The organism is Pseudarthrobacter sp. CCNWLW217 (genome assembly GCF_037203985.1).
In the GTDB taxonomy this organism is placed as follows: Bacteria; Actinomycetota; Actinomycetes; order Actinomycetales; family Micrococcaceae; genus Arthrobacter.
Window position 1 is genome coordinate 300,592 of record NZ_JBBCBT010000003.1, and the last position, 16,763, is coordinate 317,354.

Below are 16,763 nucleotides of genomic sequence, written 5' to 3' on the forward strand. Positions count from 1 at the left end.
GTTAATTCACCGGGACGCTGTTGGCGGCCAGGAACCGCTGCCGGACCTCCCGGGCCTGCTCCGCGTTGGCCTTCTCCCACTGGTCAATTTCTGCCCGGCGGGCATTCCGGACTGCGTCCCGCGTTTCAGTGAACTGCTTCATCCGTTCAGCGGAGGCCTCGCGTGCGGCCTGCTGGGCCGGGCTCAGTTCCGGCAGCGGGCGCTCTTCCACCTGGTCGCGGGGCCGCAGCGGCAGGCGCTCCTCGACGGCGTCGATATCTAGCACGGGGGAGGGGAGGCTCTGGTACCAGTAGGCGGTGGAGGACCAGTCATCGGAGAGGTGGTTGGCGTGTCCGTGTTCGAACGTGACCTTGATGCGCTTCTGGAACCTGATGGGATCGGTCATGTGGAAGCGGTAGCTGTGGTGGAAGCCAGGCACGTTTTCCTCGTGGACCATGGTGCCGTTCATCAGGAACGCGTTGTGCTGCATGCCCCAGGCATGGCCGAAGTAGTCTTCCATGCCGGTGCCGTGCAGGCTGGGCGGCCAGGTGTCGTCGTCGATGAAGATCATGTCATCGCCCTCGCCCCACCAGGAGCCCTGGAAGTGGCGCACAGCCAGGTTGCAACCCACGTAGTGGCCCTGGCCCTCAGTCTCCAGGACCACGTAGTTGTCCTCGCCGGACAGGTTGGGGATGGCCACCTCGATGCTGTTGGTCTGCAGGTCCGGGCCCCAGCCTGCATTGGGCTTCTGCCGGCGCCAGTGGGCGTGGAAGTACGCGGTGTCCTCCGGCAGGGGCTCGGTGTAGAGCTCGTAGTCGATGTAGAAGTACTGCAGGTAGGGGATATCGTTCTGGTTTTCGACCGTGATGCGGGCCCGGGAGTTGAAGGGCATCTCGAAGTAGCTGTTGAACGCAGCGCTGCCGCCGAAGGTGTTCAGTTCCCCCTCTTTGGCGGAAACGGAGAGCGGCAGTGAATCATAGGAGCCGGACAGCGAGTTCAGCAGGCCGAAGAAATCACCCAGGGGCGCGATCACGCTGGGGGTCTCCTGGTCGTCCCAGTACATCCTGATCACGATCTTGCGGTAGTAGTCCGGGTCCACCACTTCCCAGCTGACGCCCAAGGCGTTGTGGATTTCCAGCATCGGCACGCCCACCAGCTCCGGGGAGATCTGGCCAGGGCCGGGCTGGATGCGGCAGGACTGGGTCATCCAGATGTGCGTGATGGAGCCGGGGCCCTCGATGTCTGCCAGGACGCGTTCCTCGCCGGGCATAACAATCCAGTTGTCGCGGTTCCGGCCGGTCTGGTCCCAGCTGGAGGCGCGGGCCGTGCGGGCTGTGGAGAGCTTGGTCAGGCTGGAGAGCAGGCCTGAGCGGGGAGATGTAGCCATGGTGGTTTGTACCTTTCGGGAAGTTGGTTAGCCCTTGACGGCTGATTGGGTGAGGCTGGCGATGATCCACCGCTGGGCCATCAGGAAGACGATGAGTGCCGGTGCGATGGCGATGGTGGTAGCTGCCATGACCTGGGCCACGTTGCCGGCGCCGTACGGGCCCAGCATCAGGACCAGGCCCAGCGGGAGGGTGGCGGTGTCCGTGCTGTTGAGGAAGATCGACGGGGCAAAGTAGGCGTTCCAGCTGCCCAGGAACGTGATGACACCCAGGGTGCTGACGGCGTTCTTGGCCAGCGGCAGCGCGATCAGCCGGTAGGTCTGCCAGGCCGTTGCACCGTCCATCCGGGCGGCGTCGATGATCTCCTGCGGCAGGCCCAGGAAGAACTGCCGCAGCAGGAACACGCCCAGGGCTCCGGTGATGCCGGGCAGGATAAGGCTAAGCGGGTTGTCCAGCAGGCCGAACGTTCGCATCAGGAGGAACAGCGGAATGATGGTCACCTGCGCCGGCACCATCAGCGAGGACAGCAGGCCCACGAAGATGGAGTTGCGGCCGGGGAAGTTCAGCTTGGCAAACGCGTAGCCGGCCATGGGAGCGGTGATGATCATGCCGATGCTGACCGCGATGGCGATGACCGCGCTGTTGAACATGTTCCTCAGGATCGGCACGGGTCCGCTGACCGCCGCCGCGTAGTTGGACCAGTCCCATTCGGTGGGAAGCCACTGTGGCGGCAGGTCGTACGCCTGGCTGGCGTCCCGGAGCGAGGTGGTGAACATCCACAGGAACGGTGCGATCATCCCGATGGCGCCCAGGACCAGCAGCACCACCGAAATAGTCTTGCCGACGCCGGGGCGGGGCCGCCGCCGTCGTACGTCTTTTGTGGAACCTTGGCTTCCGGCACCTGGCCGGGACGAGAGGGCTGTGGCGTTACTCATTGTTCACCCATGACTTCCGGAGGCGGAACTGCACCATGGTCACCAGCATGATGATGACGAACAGTGTGACCGCGATGGCTGAGGCGTAGCCCATATCGAACTTATTGAAGGCAACTTCGGCGATGTACATCACCACGCTGCGGCTGGCATCGCCCGGGCCGCCCCTGGTGAGGACGATGATCGATTCGTAGATCTGGAACGCACCGATGATGGTGATGGTGATGTTGAAGAACGTGGCCTGGCTGATCATTGGCAGCGTGATCCGGCGGAAGACCTGCCACTCGTTGGCGCCGTCCATCCGGGCGGCCTCCACCATGTCCTTGGGGACTTCCTGCAGGGCTGCCACGAAGATCAGCATGGCGAACCCCACGTTCCGCCAGGTATCCACGATAATCACCGAGACTTTGGAGAACTCGGAGCTGTTGAGCCAGTCGATCCGCTCCCCGCCCATGGCCGTGAGGTAGTAGTTCAGGATGCCGGTGTCCTTCTGGAACAGTGCCTGCCAGATGATGGACACGTACACCAGCGCCACCAGGTACGGAAAGAAGTACGCAGAGCGGAACACATAGGTCAGGGCGCGGGGGAGGCGTTGGTTGATCAGTACGGCGAACAGGAGCGCGAACCCGTTGATCAGTACGACGGCGGCACCCACGTAGAGGACAGTGTTGCCGTACGTCGTGGCCAGCCGCTCGTCCCGGAACATGCGGGCGTAGTTGTCCAGCCCCACAAACTTGGGGGCAGTGAGGATGTTGTACTTCGTCAGGCTCAGGTAGAGGGCGGCAACCAGCGGGCCAAGGATGAAAACCAGGAAGCCGATGACCGTGGGGGCGGTGAAGAGGTAGCCGGTGAGGGCTTCCCGACGCCGGGCGGCGCTTTGGTGCCCGGGGCGCCCCCCGCGCCCGGTAGCGGGCGCGGGCGGCAGCGCGGTTTTGGGGGCAGTCAAGGTCACTGCTGCAACGCCTCCTCAACATCCTTCTGGGCCTTCTCCAGCGAAGAGCCGATGTCCTGGCCGGACATGATCTCGTCCATGGCCCGCATGAACGCCGGGTCCAGCACGTTGTAGACGCCAGGGGCGGCTACCGGCTTGGCGTAGGACAGGGAGTTGTAGAACTCTTCAGCGTGCTCCGGGGAGGCCAGGAATTCCGGTGAGGAAGCTGCGGTCTTGGTGGACGGAACGGCGGCACCGGCGTCGGCCCACTTCTTCTGCGTCTGCTGGTCGGTCAACATCTTGATGAACTCCCAGGACAGCTCCTGATTCTTGGAGGCCTTGGAGACGGCGAACGCTCCGGCGCCGAAAACGGTGGACTTGGTGGTCCCCTTCGGCCAGGGCAGGATGTCGTAGTCTTCGAAGCCGGCCTTTTCGAAGCCGCCGGTGACGAAGTGTCCGGCACCGGTCATGGCTGCCTTGCCAGCGGGGAACAGCTGGTAGGGGTCCGATCCCTTCGGTTGCGGTGATACTCCATGCTTGGTGACCAGGTCGCGGACCCAGCCCACGGTCTCCTCGACCTTCCCGTCCGTGAGCTGGGCCTTCTCCAGGTCATCGCTCATCATCGACGTGCCGTTGGAGTACAGCCACGGTGTGATGCCGAAGGAGTAGTAAGGCATGGCGAACCCGTAGACCTTGTCCGCGCCGTCCCCAGTGGTCAGCTTCTTGGAGATTTCCAGGAACTCGTCCCAGGTCCAGTCGTCGCTGGGCCGCTCGATGCCGGCTGCCTTGAACATCTTGGTGTTGTAGAAGATGACCATCGTGTTGAACGTGTTCGGCATCAGGTAGGTGGAGCCGTCCTTGCTGAATCCCGCCAGCAGTTTCGGATCGATGTCTTCGCGCAGGGACTTGGCTTCGGGGTCGTTCTCCAGGAAGCCGTCCAGGGGCGTGAACAGCTCGTTGGCCAGGCCCAGTTCCACACCCTCGGTGGCGATATTGATGACGTCCGGAGCCTGCCCGGCCGCGGCCTGGGTGACCAACTTGTTGACGTACTCGGTCCACGTGGTGATGGGGGTGAAGTTGTTGTTCACCGTGACGTTCGGGTACTTCTCCTTGAAGCGTTCGGCCACGCCGTCGTACACGGCCTTGTCGCCGGGGTCGCCCCAGTTGGAGACGGAGATGGTGGCGGTGATGTCCTTGGCCGGGGCTGTGTAGGGCCCGTCGGCCGCCGGTGCTGCGGTTTCCGGGGCGCTCCCGCAGGCGGTGAGGGCCAGAAGTGCTACGGCTGCCACCGTGGCGAGGGACGTGCGGACTGTTTTTCTCATGTGATGCTCCTTTGCATGGTGCGACCGGGAGAAGGTGCGCTGGTGGGATGCGAAACGCGGATTGAATGTGTGTTTATCGGGGTGTGGTGCGGTCATTCTGTGGAGCGGCGGAATTCGATCTGGGAGTCGAGCCGAAGGACCTTGGCCGGAGCGTCCGGGGTTTCGAGGCGCCGCAGGAGCAGGCTCACGGCGCTCTCGCCCAGTTGGAAAGCCGGTTGGCGGACGGTGGTGATCTGGGGTTGGAACAGGTCCGAGTAGGTGAAGCCGTCGAACGTGGCGAAGGCCATGCTTCCCGGCACGCGCAACCCTTCATGCTGCACAGCCCGCAGCGCACCCGCCGCCAGCAGCGTGCTGCAGGCGAGGATCGCCGTCGGGCGTTCCCCGTTCCGGGAGGAAGCGCGGAGCAGCGCCTGCACAGCGTCAAAGGTGGCCGCGGCCGTCACCGTGCCTTCGCACAGCAGCGCCGCCGGCACCTGGAGGCCCCGCTCCCGCATGGCGGCACGGAAGCCGTCATAGCGCTCGCGGAGCGAGGAAACCCGCAGGTCACCGGAAACCAGCATGATCCGTTCGTGTCCGCGGGTGGTGAGGTGATCAACCAGGGCTGCCATGGCGGCCTGGTTATTGACGCCCACCTGGTCCACGTCCAGGTCCGCGAGGCGGTCAAGGAGGACCAGGGGCTTCTTCTCCTCCCGGATCCGCTCGAGCAGCACGGAGCTTGAGCCGGCTGCCCGCGCGAGGATCAGGCCATCCACGCGGCGGTCCAGAAGGGCCTCCACGGCTGCGCGTTCCCGGGCGGGATCTTCCGCCGAGTTGGCCAGCAGCAGGGACAAGCCGTGTTGTGCCGCGGCTTCCTCCACCCCGTGCACCATGTCTGCGAAGGCCGGTTCCCCGGCATCCGAGACCACCAGGCCGATGGAGTCGGTCCTGGCGCGGCGCATGGAGCGGGCGAGGACGTCCCGCCGGTATCCGGTGGCCTTCACAGCGCTCATGACGCGCTCCTTGGTCTCCGGTTCGACGTGCCTGGTGTCGTTGAGGACGTGCGACACAGTGGACGTCGAAACGCCTGCAAGTGATGCGACATCGACGATGGTTGCCACTGCGACTCCTTCTAGCGAAACGATTGCGCGAACGTTTCGATAGTAGAGACAAACGTTTCGATGTGCAATGGGTCACAGGAAAGATTCTTTTGGCACCCCGCGGTTGCCCTATCACTCCTGGTCGCCAAAACCCGCGAATGACAGCCATAAATGGCAGGGCAACCGGGGCGGGCGCGGCCCGGCGTAACCTACAGGCAGACCAACCAGCCTGAGGGGGCAGCGCATGGACAATCACCGGCCTTACCGCGTGACGGGGATGTGGAAACTGATCATCGCCTTCGCAGCTGTCGTGGGCGTTGGCACCTGTGTTGCCTTGGGCTTTCTCTGGGCGGCGCTATTCGTCGTTCAGCCAGGCAGCCTTCAAATGCTGGACACAGCCCCAGCCGATCAGGACGTGCCGGCCGGAGACTACGCTTCCCTCACGGACGCGCGGATGGAAGGTGCCCGTTTCCTGGGCACCTACAGCAACAGCAACTACTTCGCGGCTCCAAGCACTTACGACGAGAACAGCTTTTGCCTCATCACTGAACCGGTTGCGGACGACGGCGTGTGGGAAGCAACCTGCAACAGGCTGATCGACGGCAGGGGCGTGCTGACCAGTATTTCCGACACCGAAGGCAGATGGGCAATCCTTGTTCCTGACCAATTCGACCACGGAGAGCTGGAAGCTGAAGGGTGGGTCTCGGTGCACCGGAACCTGCTGGTCCAGCCGATGATGCGTCCAGCCGAAGAGACGCCCTAGGAGGCCGGAGCCGCGCCCGAGGGCGCTGCTCCTGTGGAAGCGCGGTACTCAATGGTGGGTGCCAGGCGGACAACCGAGGGTTCCGCGGACTTGTCCGCGATCCTCTTGGCCAGCAGTTCGGCTGCCGTGGCGCCCACCTGGAAGGCCGGTTGCCGGACGGTGGTGAGCTGCGGCTCGAACAGGTCAGCGTAGGCGAAGCCGTCAAACGTCGCGAAGGCGATGTCCTCCGGCATGCGCAGGCCCCGCTTCTGGATCTGGCGGAGCGCTGCGGCGGCCAGGACGGTGCTGCAGGCGATAACGGCCGACGGCGGTTTGGCACGTGACAGCGCTGCTGCAATCCCGGCGTCGGTTTCTTCAGGTTCGCCGGCGATGACTGTCAGCCGATCGGCTTCCTGTATTCCCGCCGTCGCCATGGCTTCCTGGAAGGCCTCGTGCCGTTCGCGCAGGGTTGCGACCCTGGTATCCCCGGCAATGAGGAGGATGCGCTCATGGCCCTGCGATACGAGGTGTTCAACCAGTTCCATGATCGGCGCGCGGTTCTCGACTCCAACCTGGTCAAAGGGGTCAGCGGACAGCCGGTCCATCAACACCAGCGGGGTGTCCTGGTTGGTGAACTCCGCCAGGGCCTCCGAGCCGGAACCAGCCGCGCGGGCAAGAATCAGGCCGTCCACCCGGCGCTCGAGGAGTGCTTGGACTGCCCGGGCCTCGCGTTGTGGGTCTTCGGCGGAATTGGCCAGGAGCAAGGTGATGCCCTGGCTGGCGGCCGTTTGTTCCACGCCCCGGATCATTTCGGCGAAAGCCGGTTCCCCGCCGTCGGAAACAATGAGGCCTATGCTGTCCGTTCTCGAGCGACGCATGGCGCGGGCCAGGGCGTCCTGCCGGTAGGAGGTTTCTTCGATGGCTTTCAAGACGCGCTGGCGTGTCTCATCGTTCACATGCCTGGTCCCGTTGAGAACGTGGGAAACGGTGGAAATGGACACGCCGGCAAGCTTGGCCACTTTTACCATCGTCGTCATCGGCGCCGCCCTCGGGGAATCGTTTACGCGAACGTTTCGCATAACCTCCGCCAGTTTACAGACGGGCGCCGTGCGGAGAGGGCAAGGCCTCGTCCTTCCACTCCAACTAGGTAGCAGCAGATGTCGTTTTCAGCGCTCAAAACGACACCTGCTGCTACTTAGATTTGGGCGGCCGCTCCAGGAAGGACGGGGCTTTGCTAGATGGCCGGCCGGCTCGGCCTGGGTGGAAACCCTGCCGGGCGCCAGCCATATTCGGGTCAAGAACACCGACGGGCACAACGAAGCGTTCCTCGTGGCACGCAGCGGCAGCCCTGTCACCGTTGGCCGCCTCAACTCCATCGAATTCAGGGACTTCTGCATTTTCGTACGGGGTGGCCACCCAGTACATCCGGCCTGCCGGCGCGGTGCCAACGATTGTGCTGGTGCGCGGCGGAACGCGGAACTACCTGGCTTCGAACAACATCGTCAGCAACGTACCGGCCCGGGTGGTGCTTGACGCGAGCACTGCCAAAACCAAGGTGATCTACTCCGCGGAAGACTCACGAATCCAGTCGTTCACTACTGACTACGTCAAAGTTCCCACTCCGTAGTCCGGGAAGATTCTGGTTCACAGGGACAGGCCCGGCATTCCGCAGTGGCGGTGTGTCGGGCCTGTCGTCTTTCTTGAATCCTGGAACGCCTCAGGCAGCGAGCAGTTGGCTCCTGTGGGGGGCCGCGGGCCTGGGAGGCAGGACGCTGAGTGTGCAGTGGGACTGGTGTGGATCAATTTTTGCCGGTAAGTGGTGCGTTTTGGAGCACGCCTCCAGCTGCTTCAGGGCCTCTGGATCCACATGGGCAGCCCGCATGTCCAGCTCCAGGTCGAGGCCTTCCTTCAGTGCGTTGGCGCGTTTCACCACGACATAGAGGGCCTGGACGTTGCGGACGGTGACGTGGCCCTTCGCCAAGACTTGGGCCTTGGCGTGATCGAGGTCAACCCGGACAAGAACGTTGAGCTTTTCGGTCAAGATGTACTGCCTTCCCCTTGAGGCTGCGACGCTGCAACCATTACCCTGGGCTCCTGCGACGCTGCAGTCGAACCCCGGGTGGCTGCGCCGTTGCAGCCTCGTCAAGCGTAGGCAATGCATGTGACCTAGGCAACACTTTGCCGAAGTTGTTACAAAGATGCCTCCAGCTTGGTGTCCAGGCCGCCGGCCAGTTCGGGCGCGGCCGCCATGGACCAGCGCTGGCTTTCCGGCTCGAAGCTGACCACCACGGAGGCCACGGCGATCCGGGCTCCGTCGATGGCGAGCAAAAGGGCGTCCTCCAAATGCCGCGCATACTCAAGCCGCTCAGACAGTGTGCCCTGAAGGTCACTGTCATCGATGAGGACGTGGCCCTTGCCATGCACGATGACCTTCAGCGAAAATCCCTGCTCCTCGTGCAGTGAACCGCGGGTTGATGCTATTTCAGTGACACTTTCCGCACGAACCAGGCTGTTGCTGATGGTGCGGAGCCATACGTCCCCCATGAAACCCTCCCTATTGGTTGCGGAGAACGGGTAGCAGCGTCCCCCCAAGGCAAACGGTAGTCCTCAAAGAGCCTCTTGTGACCCCCTAAATGTGCTTTGAATTACATTGCCGGGCCGGCGGAGCGGCTGTCCGGCCCGGGTCATAGGATAAATCTGATGACTTCGCCCGATGATCCCCAGCCGTTCAGCCTCCGCAGCATCGCCGTCCCCGCCTTTGGGCCTACCCTGCTGTTCGGGATCGGCACCGGCGCGGTCATGCCAATAGTCGCCCTGTCCGCCCGTGACCTGGGTGCGTCGGTGGCAGTTGCCGCACTGATAGTCACGCTGATCGGGCTGGGATCCTGGTTCTTCAACCTGCCCGCGTCCCTCGTGACGCTCAAGTTCGGCGAACGCGGGTCCATCGTTGGTGCCGCCGCTGCCGCCGCCCTGGCCCTCGCCGCCGCCGCGCTGGCCCCTCAGCTTCCTGAAGGCATCTGGCTGCTGGCGGCGGCAATGGTAGTAGTGGGCATGTCCTCCAGTGTGTTCGGGTTGGCCCGGCAGAAATACCTGACCGAAGCCGTGCCGCTCAACTACAGGGCCCGGGCGCTGTCCACCTTGGGCGGGGTGAACCGCATCGGCGTCTTCATCGGACCCTTCGCTGGTGCCGCCGTCATCCAGTTCGCCGGCCTCAGCGGCGCGTACTGGGTGGGCGTGGTGGCCATGCTGGGCGCCGCCCTGCTGTCCATCACCATCCCCGACCTCGAGGTTGCCGCTTCCGCTGCGGGCACCGACCAAGGCCCCCAGCCCACGCTCCGCAGCGTTGCTGTGTCCCACGCGGGGATCTTCCTCAGCCTGGGCCTGGGCATCCTGCTCCTGAGTGCACTGCGTTCCTCCCGTCAGGTGGTCATTCCGCTCTGGGCCGACCACCTGGGCATGGATGCCACGCAAGCGTCCCTCATCTACGGTATCTCCGGCGCGATCGACATGCTGGTGTTCTACCCCGCCGGCAAGCTAATGGACCGCCGCGGCCGGCAATGGGTGGCCATCCCGTCCACCGCGATCATGGGAACGGCTTTGCTGCTGATACCCCTGGCGGGCGGATTCATCGGCCTGCTGCTGGCCGGGATCCTCATCGGGTTCGGCAACGGAATCAGCTCCGGCCTGGTGATGACCCTCGGTGCCGACTTCTCGCCGGACCGCGGCCGCGGCCAGTTCCTTGGCCTGTGGCGGTTCATGGCAGACGCCGGCTCCACCGGCGGTCCACTGCTCCTCTCCGGGGTGACAGCGCTCGCGACGTTGGGCGCGGGGGTCTCAGCCACCGGCGTGCTGGGCTTCGCAGCGGCGGCCGTGTTCGCCGTCGTGATTCCCCGCCTCAAGCACCGCCGGAACTGTTGACACGGCAGCGCACCCAAAGCGGCTATCCTCAACAGATGGGTGACGACGCCGGTGTCAGCGGACCGCTGCAGAAGGCCCTGTGGTGGGCCGGGGACTACGCCTACGCCGCAGGGTGGCAGCTCCGCGGGATAGTCTCGCGCATCCAGCCGGGGTCTTTCCACCAAGGACACCTCAGTCCCGTTGTGATCATCCCGGGCGTTTACGAAAACTGGCAGTTTATGCTGCCTGTCATCCACGCCGTCCACGACGCCGGGCATCCCGTCCATGTGGTGACCATGCTGCAGCGGAACAAACTGGAAGTACCCGTCGCCGCGCGGCTGGTGGCGCAGCACCTCGAAGAAGCCGGCCTGACCGACGCGTCCATCGTGGCCCATAGCAAGGGCGGGCTGATCGGCAAATACCTCATGCTGTCCCTGGACCCCCAGCAGCGTGTCCGGCGCATGGTCACCGTGTGCACGCCGTTCTCCGGGTCGCGCTACGCGCGCTACATGCTGCTCCGCAGCCTGCGGATCTTCTCGCCCCGGAACGCCCTGACCCGGCAGATGGCGCGCGAGGAAGCCGTGAACAGCCGGATCAGCTCCATCTACGGCGTGTTCGATCCGCACATCCCCGAGGGCAGCGTCCTGCCCGGGGCCACGAACATCCAGCTCCCCAGCGCCGGGCATTTCCGGATCCTGGGCGAGCCTGAGACATCGCGGATCATTGTGGAGCAACTGAGGGCGCCCACTACCTGAAGAGGGTGCACGGGGGTGGTGGGACCGGCGGTGCTGGGGGAGGACAGCCCGGTCTCAGAGGCCATCCCACCGCCGGCCCCCGTATGAACCCGGCGGAGACGCCGCCGGGAAACGTGGGCATGACCGGTGCGGAAGGCCGGTGCCGACACCGCTGCGTTGTAGTGTCGGCCCGACCTTCCGTACCAGCCAGCATCATTCAAGCCGAATTGCCCTGGCCGGGCACGAGTAGCCGGTACTCGACTTTTGTTTGCCGGGGTACCCGCCTTACGGCGTTCTGTTCCGCGACGGGGATCGAAGTAGTCTTCTCGCTGACTTCCCGTAGAGTGGCTAATAACAAGCATGCTTACTATCACCGATTGGAAGGCGCAATGCTGCTGATTTTTGGACTCAAGACCGTCCTTCGCGCACTGCCTGGCAGGTCAGCCACCTGCCGGAACTGCGGACGCTTTTCCCAGCACTACCTCGATGAGGAGGCCCGGAAATTCACCCTGTTCTTCATCCCGGTCTTCACTACCTCCAAGGCCTACCGCATCACCTGCTCGAACTGCGGCATGGTTTCGAGCATCAATTCGCGGGAGAAGAAGGCATTGGTGGGGTAGGGAAGCAGGCTGAGTCGCCGAGCGAACGCCTTAGCACTGCAGATACTTAATGTAGGGCGGACCGGTCCACACATTCGTCGAACCGGGAACCTTGTACTGGCCCGTGATTTCCACCCGCCACGAACCTGCGAAGAGCATTGCCGAGGAGAACTTCCGCTGCGCAGGCTTGCTGAGGTCGCCGGTATAGACAGGAGTCGTGCTGGACCCGCTGTAAATTTTCAGCTCGTGGTAGTTGGCGTTGAGCACACGGTCGTAGCGAGTCACGGTGATGGTTGACAGGACGATGGCGCACTCAATCGTCACCGTCGTATGTTGAGCGGCCGGCGCGGGGAGGGTCGCAGCGCTGAATGGCGTCGCTACGCGGTTCATGCCCGAGAAAGCGGCGAATGCGGAGCCTGGGGCAAGCGTCACGCCCAAGGTCAGGGCCGTCACCACGCCCACGGCCCTTGCGACGGTACCCATTGCCGGCCTACTCACTGGCGGAGGGTTCCGGGTCCTTGCGCCAGATCGATCCCAACAACCCGATCAGCAGGACGGCGGGCGCCCCGTACATGAGCGTGTTGAGGACAAGTGGCTGGCGCAGGTACCGGATGGCTTGGCCCACGTAGGGCACGGTGAGGATGTGCTGGTCGACGGTTGTTCCTTGCAGGGTTGCGGTCCAAGGGTCTGCGCGCCTGTTGGCGTCCCCCTTGGTGCGTACCGCCATCGAACCGTCCGCATTGGTAAGGATCTCGGCGACCCTGTGGGTCTCCACCCGGTGGTCCTCAACGGGAATGTGGTACGTGATGATGTCTCCCACGCGGATCTCGCTGATGGGCGTGGGAACAGTGACCACCACGTCCCCGGGGTTGATCAGCGGGGACATGGAGCCGGTGAGCATGGTGGACGTCTGGTAGCCGAAAACCCGGGGCCCCAAGGCCAAAAACAGGAACGCGGCCATAGCGACGGCGACCATCACAGTGCTCAGGATGCTGATGGTCCTGCTCGCGATGGCTTTGGCCCTGGAGGCCCCGACGCCCCGTTGGGGGGTGTGGGGGCGCCGGGACGAGTGAGGAGCTGCTGCTGTGCCGTTTGCCGAGGCAAGGTCGGTTACTGTGCTCATCGCTATGCAGCCCCTAGGTTGGATTGCGTGATTCGGGAAGGTTGCCTGACGGTGCCGGGTTCACAGCACCGTCAGGTGGCCGTGCTAGTTGACGGTGCCGGTACGCTGCGTGGCGTTGAACGTGAAGTCGATGGTGCTGCTGGCGCCCTGGAAGGAGTTGCCCGCAGTGGTGGGCAGCGAGGTGGTGATCTTCAAGTGGTCTGCCGAGGCTGCGGTGAGGGAGGAAAGGCCGCTCAGGGCCTTGTCCGCGCCGATGACTGAACCACTGGCGAGGACAGACGTCTCCGTTCCGGAGCAGGTGTCAACGGCGTTTGCCACGGCGGTCCAGGCCACGCTGCACGCTGCGATGGTGAGCTGCAGGCCGTTGGTTGCGTCGCTGGTCAGGAGCGAGGGAGTCGCGGTGCTGACGGTGAGCTTGACGGCATTGAGGTTGGAGTCGCCGGTGTTGCTCAGGGTGGCAAACTTTTCCACCGAGTCGCCGGGGAGAAGGTTCGTGACGGGCACGCTCAGTGTGCCGGGATCGGTGAGGTCGATGACCACGGTGCCGGCCGTGACGGCCTGGTCCACAGTGGTGGTGCTGCCGGTAAATGCACCGTATGTCCCCATGCCCGCAACGGCGGCTGCAGTGCCCACCAGGGCCACCGAAGCGAGAATCTTGCCTGACGTGGTTTTGATGCTGAGACCCATGAGATTTTCCTTTACGTGAAGAGGGCCCACCCCCAAGCGGGCCGGCCGCCCCCCAGTGGGCCAGCCGTTCTGCCTAGCCCTTCCGGGCTGGCAACAACCACTCTTCACGTACTCGATCAAAGAACACCGGGGTAATTCCTCAAGCTTGACTCAAGAAATACTTGTGCCGTTTGTGCTTTCCACGCTTTCGCGGCGGGCTTGCAGGAGCAGCCGATGGTGTGGGTTCCCACATCAGCGCAAAGGGGAGCGGCTTTGTCCTGTTTGACGGTGCTATACATGAGCCATGCGCGTTACAGTGCCCGCCGGGGAAGACCGGGACTCAGTGGATTGCCCCCATCAGTTCGTTGGCCGCTGCGATGAGTGCTCCGGACGGATGGGGCGTGTCGAAGCGGACTTTAGGAGGGACGAGGGCGTTGAAGCCTAGCCAGCACGTCCAAGTCCAGGTCTCGAATGGGTGACCGTCAGCGCTCCGGTGAGTCCCGCCGTCGTGCGGCATACGCGAACAGCGACGTCGTGGCCACGGTCGCCAGATACCCGGCGATCACAATGAGCGCGATGCCCGCCCAGAAGTAATTCGTTGTGCTGGATTCCTGTGCCGGGCCGGGGGCGATCCTCGCCAGCGAGTACACAGCCACGGCAGCCGACACCAGGCCGATCAGCACCGGCAGCGCCAGCCAGATCTTGGCTGAACCCACATGCCTGCCGAAGCCGTCCCACACATTCCAGGACCCGTCGTGGCGCACGATCAGCCAGCCGGCCGGGATCATAAACGCCCCCACCAGCAGGAACGCGGCCACTACGTCGGCAGGCCGGTGCCACTGGTTGATCAGCGTGGATACGCCTGACGCGATCGCAAACGTGCCGCCCACGAAACCGGCCATCGGGCGCCAGCGCGGGGAAGCCATCAGGAACACTGCAGCGGCCGCGGACGCCGCCAGCGTGGTGTGCCCGGACGGCAGCGAATTCAGCTCCAGCGTCACCACGCCCTTATCCGGGCGGGCCGGCAGCACGTCCTTGAGCACCTGGGTGGCCACGTTCGCGCCGATACACGCGGCGATGGCGATCCCCGCGGCCGTCCAGCGGCGCCGGATCACCGTGACAAACAGGACGACGACGGCGGCCATCAGCAGGGAGATGGTGGGGAGCCAATCGAGGAACTCGGTGGCTGCCTTGCCGGCAGGGCCGTGGATGTCAACGGCTTCAACCAGGGCGGACTCATCGATGAACTGGCCCGTGGTGGTCTGGACGAAGTAGTAGTACGTGGCGATCAGTCCCACGATGCAGGCCAACGTGGCGAAAGCGAACATAAAGCCGGAGCCCGGGGCGGGGCGCAGCTGGGTCCGGGCCTGGGCCTGTCGTGAAAAGGTCATCAGTTAAGGGTGTCACAGAAATCTGGGAGCCCGCTTCACCCAACTAGGTAGCAGCAGATGTCGTTATGAAGGCTCAAAACGACATCTGCTGCTACCTAGTTGGGTGGGGGGTGGGCATTAGGTGGATGGGGGTGCGTTCGCCGGGGCGAGCCGGGGGATGCTGGCCACTGCTATCAGCAGCGCCAGGGCACCGAGACCGAACGGCAGCGCGGTGAGGGTGGCCACCCCGCCTACCAGCAGCGGCCCGCCGGCGTCGCCCAGTTCCCGCCCGAGTTCGGCCGAGCCCATGGTGCGGCCCATGCGCTCCGGCGGCGTGGTGTCCGCCAGATGCGCGAAACCCAGGGGCGTGGCCGCGCCGACGCCCACTCCGATCGCTGCGGCGGCGATGAAAATGGTGACCGGTCCCGGGGCGACGGCCAACAGTGTGACGCCTGCCGCGATGAGGAGGAGTCCCGCCGTCGTGCCCTTGTTGTCGCTGATGCCGTTCCGGTCCCGCATCCTGCCGATCCGCGGCTGGGTCAGCACGGAGCCGAGCGCGAGGAGGCTGACGGCCGCCGTACCGGCCACGGCGTCCATGCCGTGTCGGGTGGCCAGTGCCGGAAGGAAGCCGACGGCGGCCCCGAGTGCCGCCGTCGACGCCGCCAGCACCAGTGTGGGGACGAGGAACCTCCGTTCCCCCACCTGCCGCGCGAGGTCCAGCACTGTGTAGCGCTGGCGGGGGAGTGGTCCCAGGTGCGGAACGGCCAGTAGGACCCACACTCCGGTGGCTGCCGCGAGTGCCGAGAGGGTGCCGAACAGCAGGGCGAAGCCGCCGGCCCAGATCAGGCCGGCACCCAGCAGCGGCCCGATGATGTAGCCAAGGCTCTTCCACGATCCGTACCTGCCGAAGTACGTGCCCGCCTTCCCGCCGCGGGCCATCCGGGCAACCATCGCCGACGACGCTGGGGAGAATGCGGACGCGGCGGCGCCCTGCCCGAGCCGGGCCAGCGCCAACATCAGCGGGTCTGCCGCCCAGAGGCCGATCAGCGACAATGCTGCAAAGGCCATGAGCCCGCCGACGATGACCGGTTTGGCGCCGATCCGGTCGCTGAGGGCGCCGAAAACTGGCTTGAGGAAGACCTCGGAGATGTCGTACAGGGCCAGGAGGATGCCCAGGTTGAGCAGCGTCAGGCCGATGTTGTCGCTCTGGGCGCCCAGGCCCGCGGCGATGCTGTGCGCGCCGAACGCAGTGACGAATCCGGCAGCGTACAAAGGGCCGGATGAAGCGCTCGTGGCGCGGGTCTGGGCGGTACCGGCAGGGGTCATGAATGCACCTCGCCGTAAACGAGGGCGGCGAAGGTGTCCAGGGCGTCAATGCAGGCAGCGAGGCTTTGGTCGGCGCTCGCCGCCGCGGGGCTGCCGAATACGTCCTTACTTCGGATCGCCCGGAACCAGCGCCGGAGCCGGTCCAGGCTCTGCTCTTCCTCTTCGAGCTCGGCAAGCGTGAATTTCTGCTTGGCGATCTCCTTGGCGATTTCGTCGGTGAACTTGCCGCAGTCGGCGGTGAACTCGGCCCACTCGTCCGCACGCGCGGCATGGAACAGTTGGCGCAGGCGGCCCGCGTCGTCGTCGGCCGGTCCGGTAGTGAGCAGCAGCAGTTCGCCTTTGCCCGCCTGAGCCAGCTCCTTGGCCTTCATTGCACCCTCGCGGCAGGCGGGAACGTCTGGAGCGGTCCAAGCGCCCTGGCCGACGGGGACTGCGCCGAATCGCCTGAGCTCGCGCCACACTGCAACGCGATGCCGCGACGGCTCCGACGGAACCTGCACGAGCATTACGAGCCAGGAAACCTGTTCAAGTGAAGTCACACCTTGGAGTGTAACAACTGTTACAACAATTGGAGTGCGGTCTGCCTTCCATCCCAACTAAGTAGCAGCAGATGCTGTTTTGGAGGCTCAAAACAGCATCAGCTGCTACCTAGTTGGGTGGGGGTGCTGGGGTTCTGGGGAG

General features: G+C 64.6%; 19 protein-coding genes. 5 read left to right on the plus strand and 14 right to left on the minus strand.

Features of this window, described 5'->3' with window-relative positions:
* Position 1: 1 nt before the first annotated feature.
* From V9L18_RS05715 to V9L18_RS05735, 5 genes are all read right to left on the minus strand, one after another.
* Complete coding sequence (locus tag V9L18_RS05715) at positions 2–1,366, minus strand: DUF2961 domain-containing protein (RefSeq protein WP_337346201.1); 1,365 nt, start codon at positions 1,364–1,366, stop codon at positions 2–4.
* Positions 1,367–1,393: 27 nt separating this feature from the next.
* The gene (locus tag V9L18_RS05720; protein ID WP_337346202.1) at positions 1,394–2,299 is read right to left on the minus strand and encodes a carbohydrate ABC transporter permease; all 906 of its coding nucleotides are present in this window, start codon (positions 2,297–2,299) and stop codon (positions 1,394–1,396) included.
* A complete protein-coding gene (locus V9L18_RS05725; protein WP_337346203.1) occupies positions 2,292–3,248 on the minus strand; it encodes a carbohydrate ABC transporter permease in 957 nt (318 codons plus the stop codon). Before V9L18_RS05725 ends, V9L18_RS05720 begins: the two co-directional genes overlap by 8 nt.
* Positions 3,245–4,549 (minus strand): ABC transporter substrate-binding protein, encoded by a 1,305-nt coding sequence (locus tag V9L18_RS05730; protein ID WP_337346204.1) that lies wholly within the window; start codon positions 4,547–4,549, stop codon positions 3,245–3,247. Before V9L18_RS05730 ends, V9L18_RS05725 begins: the two co-directional genes overlap by 4 nt.
* Positions 4,550–4,641: 92 nt before the next feature.
* Positions 4,642–5,646, minus strand: a complete 1,005-nt coding sequence (locus tag V9L18_RS05735; protein ID WP_337346205.1) for a LacI family DNA-binding transcriptional regulator — start codon at positions 5,644–5,646, stop codon at positions 4,642–4,644.
* A 223-nt stretch (positions 5,647–5,869) separates the two neighbouring features.
* Here V9L18_RS05735 and V9L18_RS05740 point away from each other — a divergent pair, with 223 nt between their 5' ends.
* The gene (locus tag V9L18_RS05740; protein WP_337346206.1) at positions 5,870–6,388 is read left to right on the plus strand and encodes a hypothetical protein; all 519 of its coding nucleotides are present in this window, start codon (positions 5,870–5,872) and stop codon (positions 6,386–6,388) included.
* On the opposite strand, the gene V9L18_RS05745 is transcribed toward V9L18_RS05740, so the two are convergent.
* Positions 6,385–7,404: a LacI family DNA-binding transcriptional regulator gene (locus tag V9L18_RS05745; RefSeq protein WP_337346207.1), complete on the minus strand. Its 1,020-nt coding sequence runs from the start codon at positions 7,402–7,404 to the stop codon at positions 6,385–6,387. The two genes, V9L18_RS05740 and V9L18_RS05745, sit on opposite strands and share 4 nt — an antisense overlap.
* Before the next feature lie 371 nt (positions 7,405–7,775).
* Here V9L18_RS05745 and V9L18_RS05750 point away from each other — a divergent pair, with 371 nt between their 5' ends.
* Positions 7,776–7,994 (plus strand): hypothetical protein, encoded by a 219-nt coding sequence (locus V9L18_RS05750; protein WP_337346208.1) that lies wholly within the window; start codon positions 7,776–7,778, stop codon positions 7,992–7,994.
* Between the two features lie 90 nt (positions 7,995–8,084).
* On the opposite strand, the gene V9L18_RS05755 is transcribed toward V9L18_RS05750, so the two are convergent.
* Positions 8,085–8,408 (minus strand): hypothetical protein, encoded by a 324-nt coding sequence (locus V9L18_RS05755; protein ID WP_337346209.1) that lies wholly within the window; start codon positions 8,406–8,408, stop codon positions 8,085–8,087.
* A gap of 149 nt (positions 8,409–8,557) precedes the next feature.
* On the minus strand, positions 8,558–8,911 hold the full coding sequence (locus V9L18_RS05760) for a hypothetical protein (protein ID WP_337346210.1): 354 nt from the start codon (positions 8,909–8,911) through the stop codon (positions 8,558–8,560).
* Between the two features lie 156 nt (positions 8,912–9,067).
* Between V9L18_RS05760 and V9L18_RS05765 the strand changes: the two genes are divergently transcribed.
* The 3 genes from V9L18_RS05765 to V9L18_RS05775 all read left to right on the plus strand — a co-directional run bounded on the left by V9L18_RS05765 (position 9,068) and on the right by V9L18_RS05775 (position 11,618).
* Positions 9,068–10,285: an MFS transporter gene (locus V9L18_RS05765; protein ID WP_337346211.1), complete on the plus strand. Its 1,218-nt coding sequence runs from the start codon at positions 9,068–9,070 to the stop codon at positions 10,283–10,285.
* Positions 10,286–10,320: 35 nt separating this feature from the next.
* Positions 10,321–11,019: an esterase/lipase family protein gene (locus V9L18_RS05770; RefSeq protein ID WP_337346212.1), complete on the plus strand. Its 699-nt coding sequence runs from the start codon at positions 10,321–10,323 to the stop codon at positions 11,017–11,019.
* Positions 11,020–11,387: 368 nt separating this feature from the next.
* Positions 11,388–11,618 carry a zinc-ribbon domain-containing protein gene (locus V9L18_RS05775; RefSeq protein WP_337346213.1) on the plus strand — a complete coding sequence of 77 codons (231 nt, stop codon included), beginning with the start codon at positions 11,388–11,390 and terminating at the stop codon, positions 11,616–11,618.
* Between the two features lie 30 nt (positions 11,619–11,648).
* On the opposite strand, the gene V9L18_RS05780 is transcribed toward V9L18_RS05775, so the two are convergent.
* The 6 genes from V9L18_RS05780 to V9L18_RS05805 all read right to left on the minus strand — a co-directional run bounded on the left by V9L18_RS05780 (position 11,649) and on the right by V9L18_RS05805 (position 16,621).
* Positions 11,649–12,080, minus strand: a complete 432-nt coding sequence (locus V9L18_RS05780) for a hypothetical protein (RefSeq protein WP_337346214.1) — start codon at positions 12,078–12,080, stop codon at positions 11,649–11,651.
* A gap of 7 nt (positions 12,081–12,087) precedes the next feature.
* Positions 12,088–12,720 (minus strand): signal peptidase I, encoded by a 633-nt coding sequence (locus V9L18_RS05785; protein ID WP_337346215.1) that lies wholly within the window; start codon positions 12,718–12,720, stop codon positions 12,088–12,090.
* A gap of 84 nt (positions 12,721–12,804) precedes the next feature.
* Positions 12,805–13,407, minus strand: a complete 603-nt coding sequence (locus V9L18_RS05790; protein WP_337346216.1) for a TasA family protein — start codon at positions 13,405–13,407, stop codon at positions 12,805–12,807.
* A 461-nt stretch (positions 13,408–13,868) separates the two neighbouring features.
* Positions 13,869–14,777 (minus strand): phosphatase PAP2 family protein, encoded by a 909-nt coding sequence (locus V9L18_RS05795; protein WP_337346217.1) that lies wholly within the window; start codon positions 14,775–14,777, stop codon positions 13,869–13,871.
* Between the two features lie 117 nt (positions 14,778–14,894).
* Positions 14,895–16,082 carry an MFS transporter gene (locus V9L18_RS05800; RefSeq protein ID WP_337346218.1) on the minus strand — a complete coding sequence of 396 codons (1,188 nt, stop codon included), beginning with the start codon at positions 16,080–16,082 and terminating at the stop codon, positions 14,895–14,897.
* Positions 16,079–16,621 carry a Chromate resistance protein ChrB gene (locus tag V9L18_RS05805; protein ID WP_337346219.1) on the minus strand — a complete coding sequence of 181 codons (543 nt, stop codon included), beginning with the start codon at positions 16,619–16,621 and terminating at the stop codon, positions 16,079–16,081. The genes V9L18_RS05800 and V9L18_RS05805 overlap by 4 nt, the downstream gene beginning before the upstream one ends.
* Positions 16,622–16,763 lie beyond the last annotated feature (142 nt).

Bases quoted from the DNA above. Each gene is read 5' to 3' on its own strand.
- V9L18_RS05795 (WP_337346217.1), bottom strand. From the start codon at position 14,777: ATGACCTTTTCACGACAGGCCCAGGCCCGGACCCAGCTGCGCCCCGCC.
- V9L18_RS05740 (WP_337346206.1), top strand. From the start codon at position 5,870: ATGGACAATCACCGGCCTTACCGCGTGACGGGGATGTGGAAACTGATC.
- V9L18_RS05730 (WP_337346204.1), bottom strand. From the start codon at position 4,549: ATGAGAAAAACAGTCCGCACGTCCCTCGCCACGGTGGCAGCCGTAGCA.
- V9L18_RS05765 (WP_337346211.1), top strand. From the start codon at position 9,068: ATGACTTCGCCCGATGATCCCCAGCCGTTCAGCCTCCGCAGCATCGCC.
- V9L18_RS05770 (WP_337346212.1), top strand. From the start codon at position 10,321: ATGGGTGACGACGCCGGTGTCAGCGGACCGCTGCAGAAGGCCCTGTGG.
- V9L18_RS05775 (WP_337346213.1), top strand. From the start codon at position 11,388: ATGCTGCTGATTTTTGGACTCAAGACCGTCCTTCGCGCACTGCCTGGC.
- V9L18_RS05800 (WP_337346218.1), bottom strand. From the start codon at position 16,082: ATGACCCCTGCCGGTACCGCCCAGACCCGCGCCACGAGCGCTTCATCC.
- V9L18_RS05790 (WP_337346216.1), bottom strand. From the start codon at position 13,407: ATGGGTCTCAGCATCAAAACCACGTCAGGCAAGATTCTCGCTTCGGTG.
- V9L18_RS05715 (WP_337346201.1), bottom strand. From the start codon at position 1,366: ATGGCTACATCTCCCCGCTCAGGCCTGCTCTCCAGCCTGACCAAGCTC.
- V9L18_RS05780 (WP_337346214.1), bottom strand. From the start codon at position 12,080: ATGGGTACCGTCGCAAGGGCCGTGGGCGTGGTGACGGCCCTGACCTTG.
- V9L18_RS05760 (WP_337346210.1), bottom strand. From the start codon at position 8,911: ATGGGGGACGTATGGCTCCGCACCATCAGCAACAGCCTGGTTCGTGCG.
- V9L18_RS05745 (WP_337346207.1), bottom strand. From the start codon at position 7,404: ATGACGACGATGGTAAAAGTGGCCAAGCTTGCCGGCGTGTCCATTTCC.
- V9L18_RS05720 (WP_337346202.1), bottom strand. From the start codon at position 2,299: ATGAGTAACGCCACAGCCCTCTCGTCCCGGCCAGGTGCCGGAAGCCAA.
- V9L18_RS05785 (WP_337346215.1), bottom strand. From the start codon at position 12,720: ATGAGCACAGTAACCGACCTTGCCTCGGCAAACGGCACAGCAGCAGCT.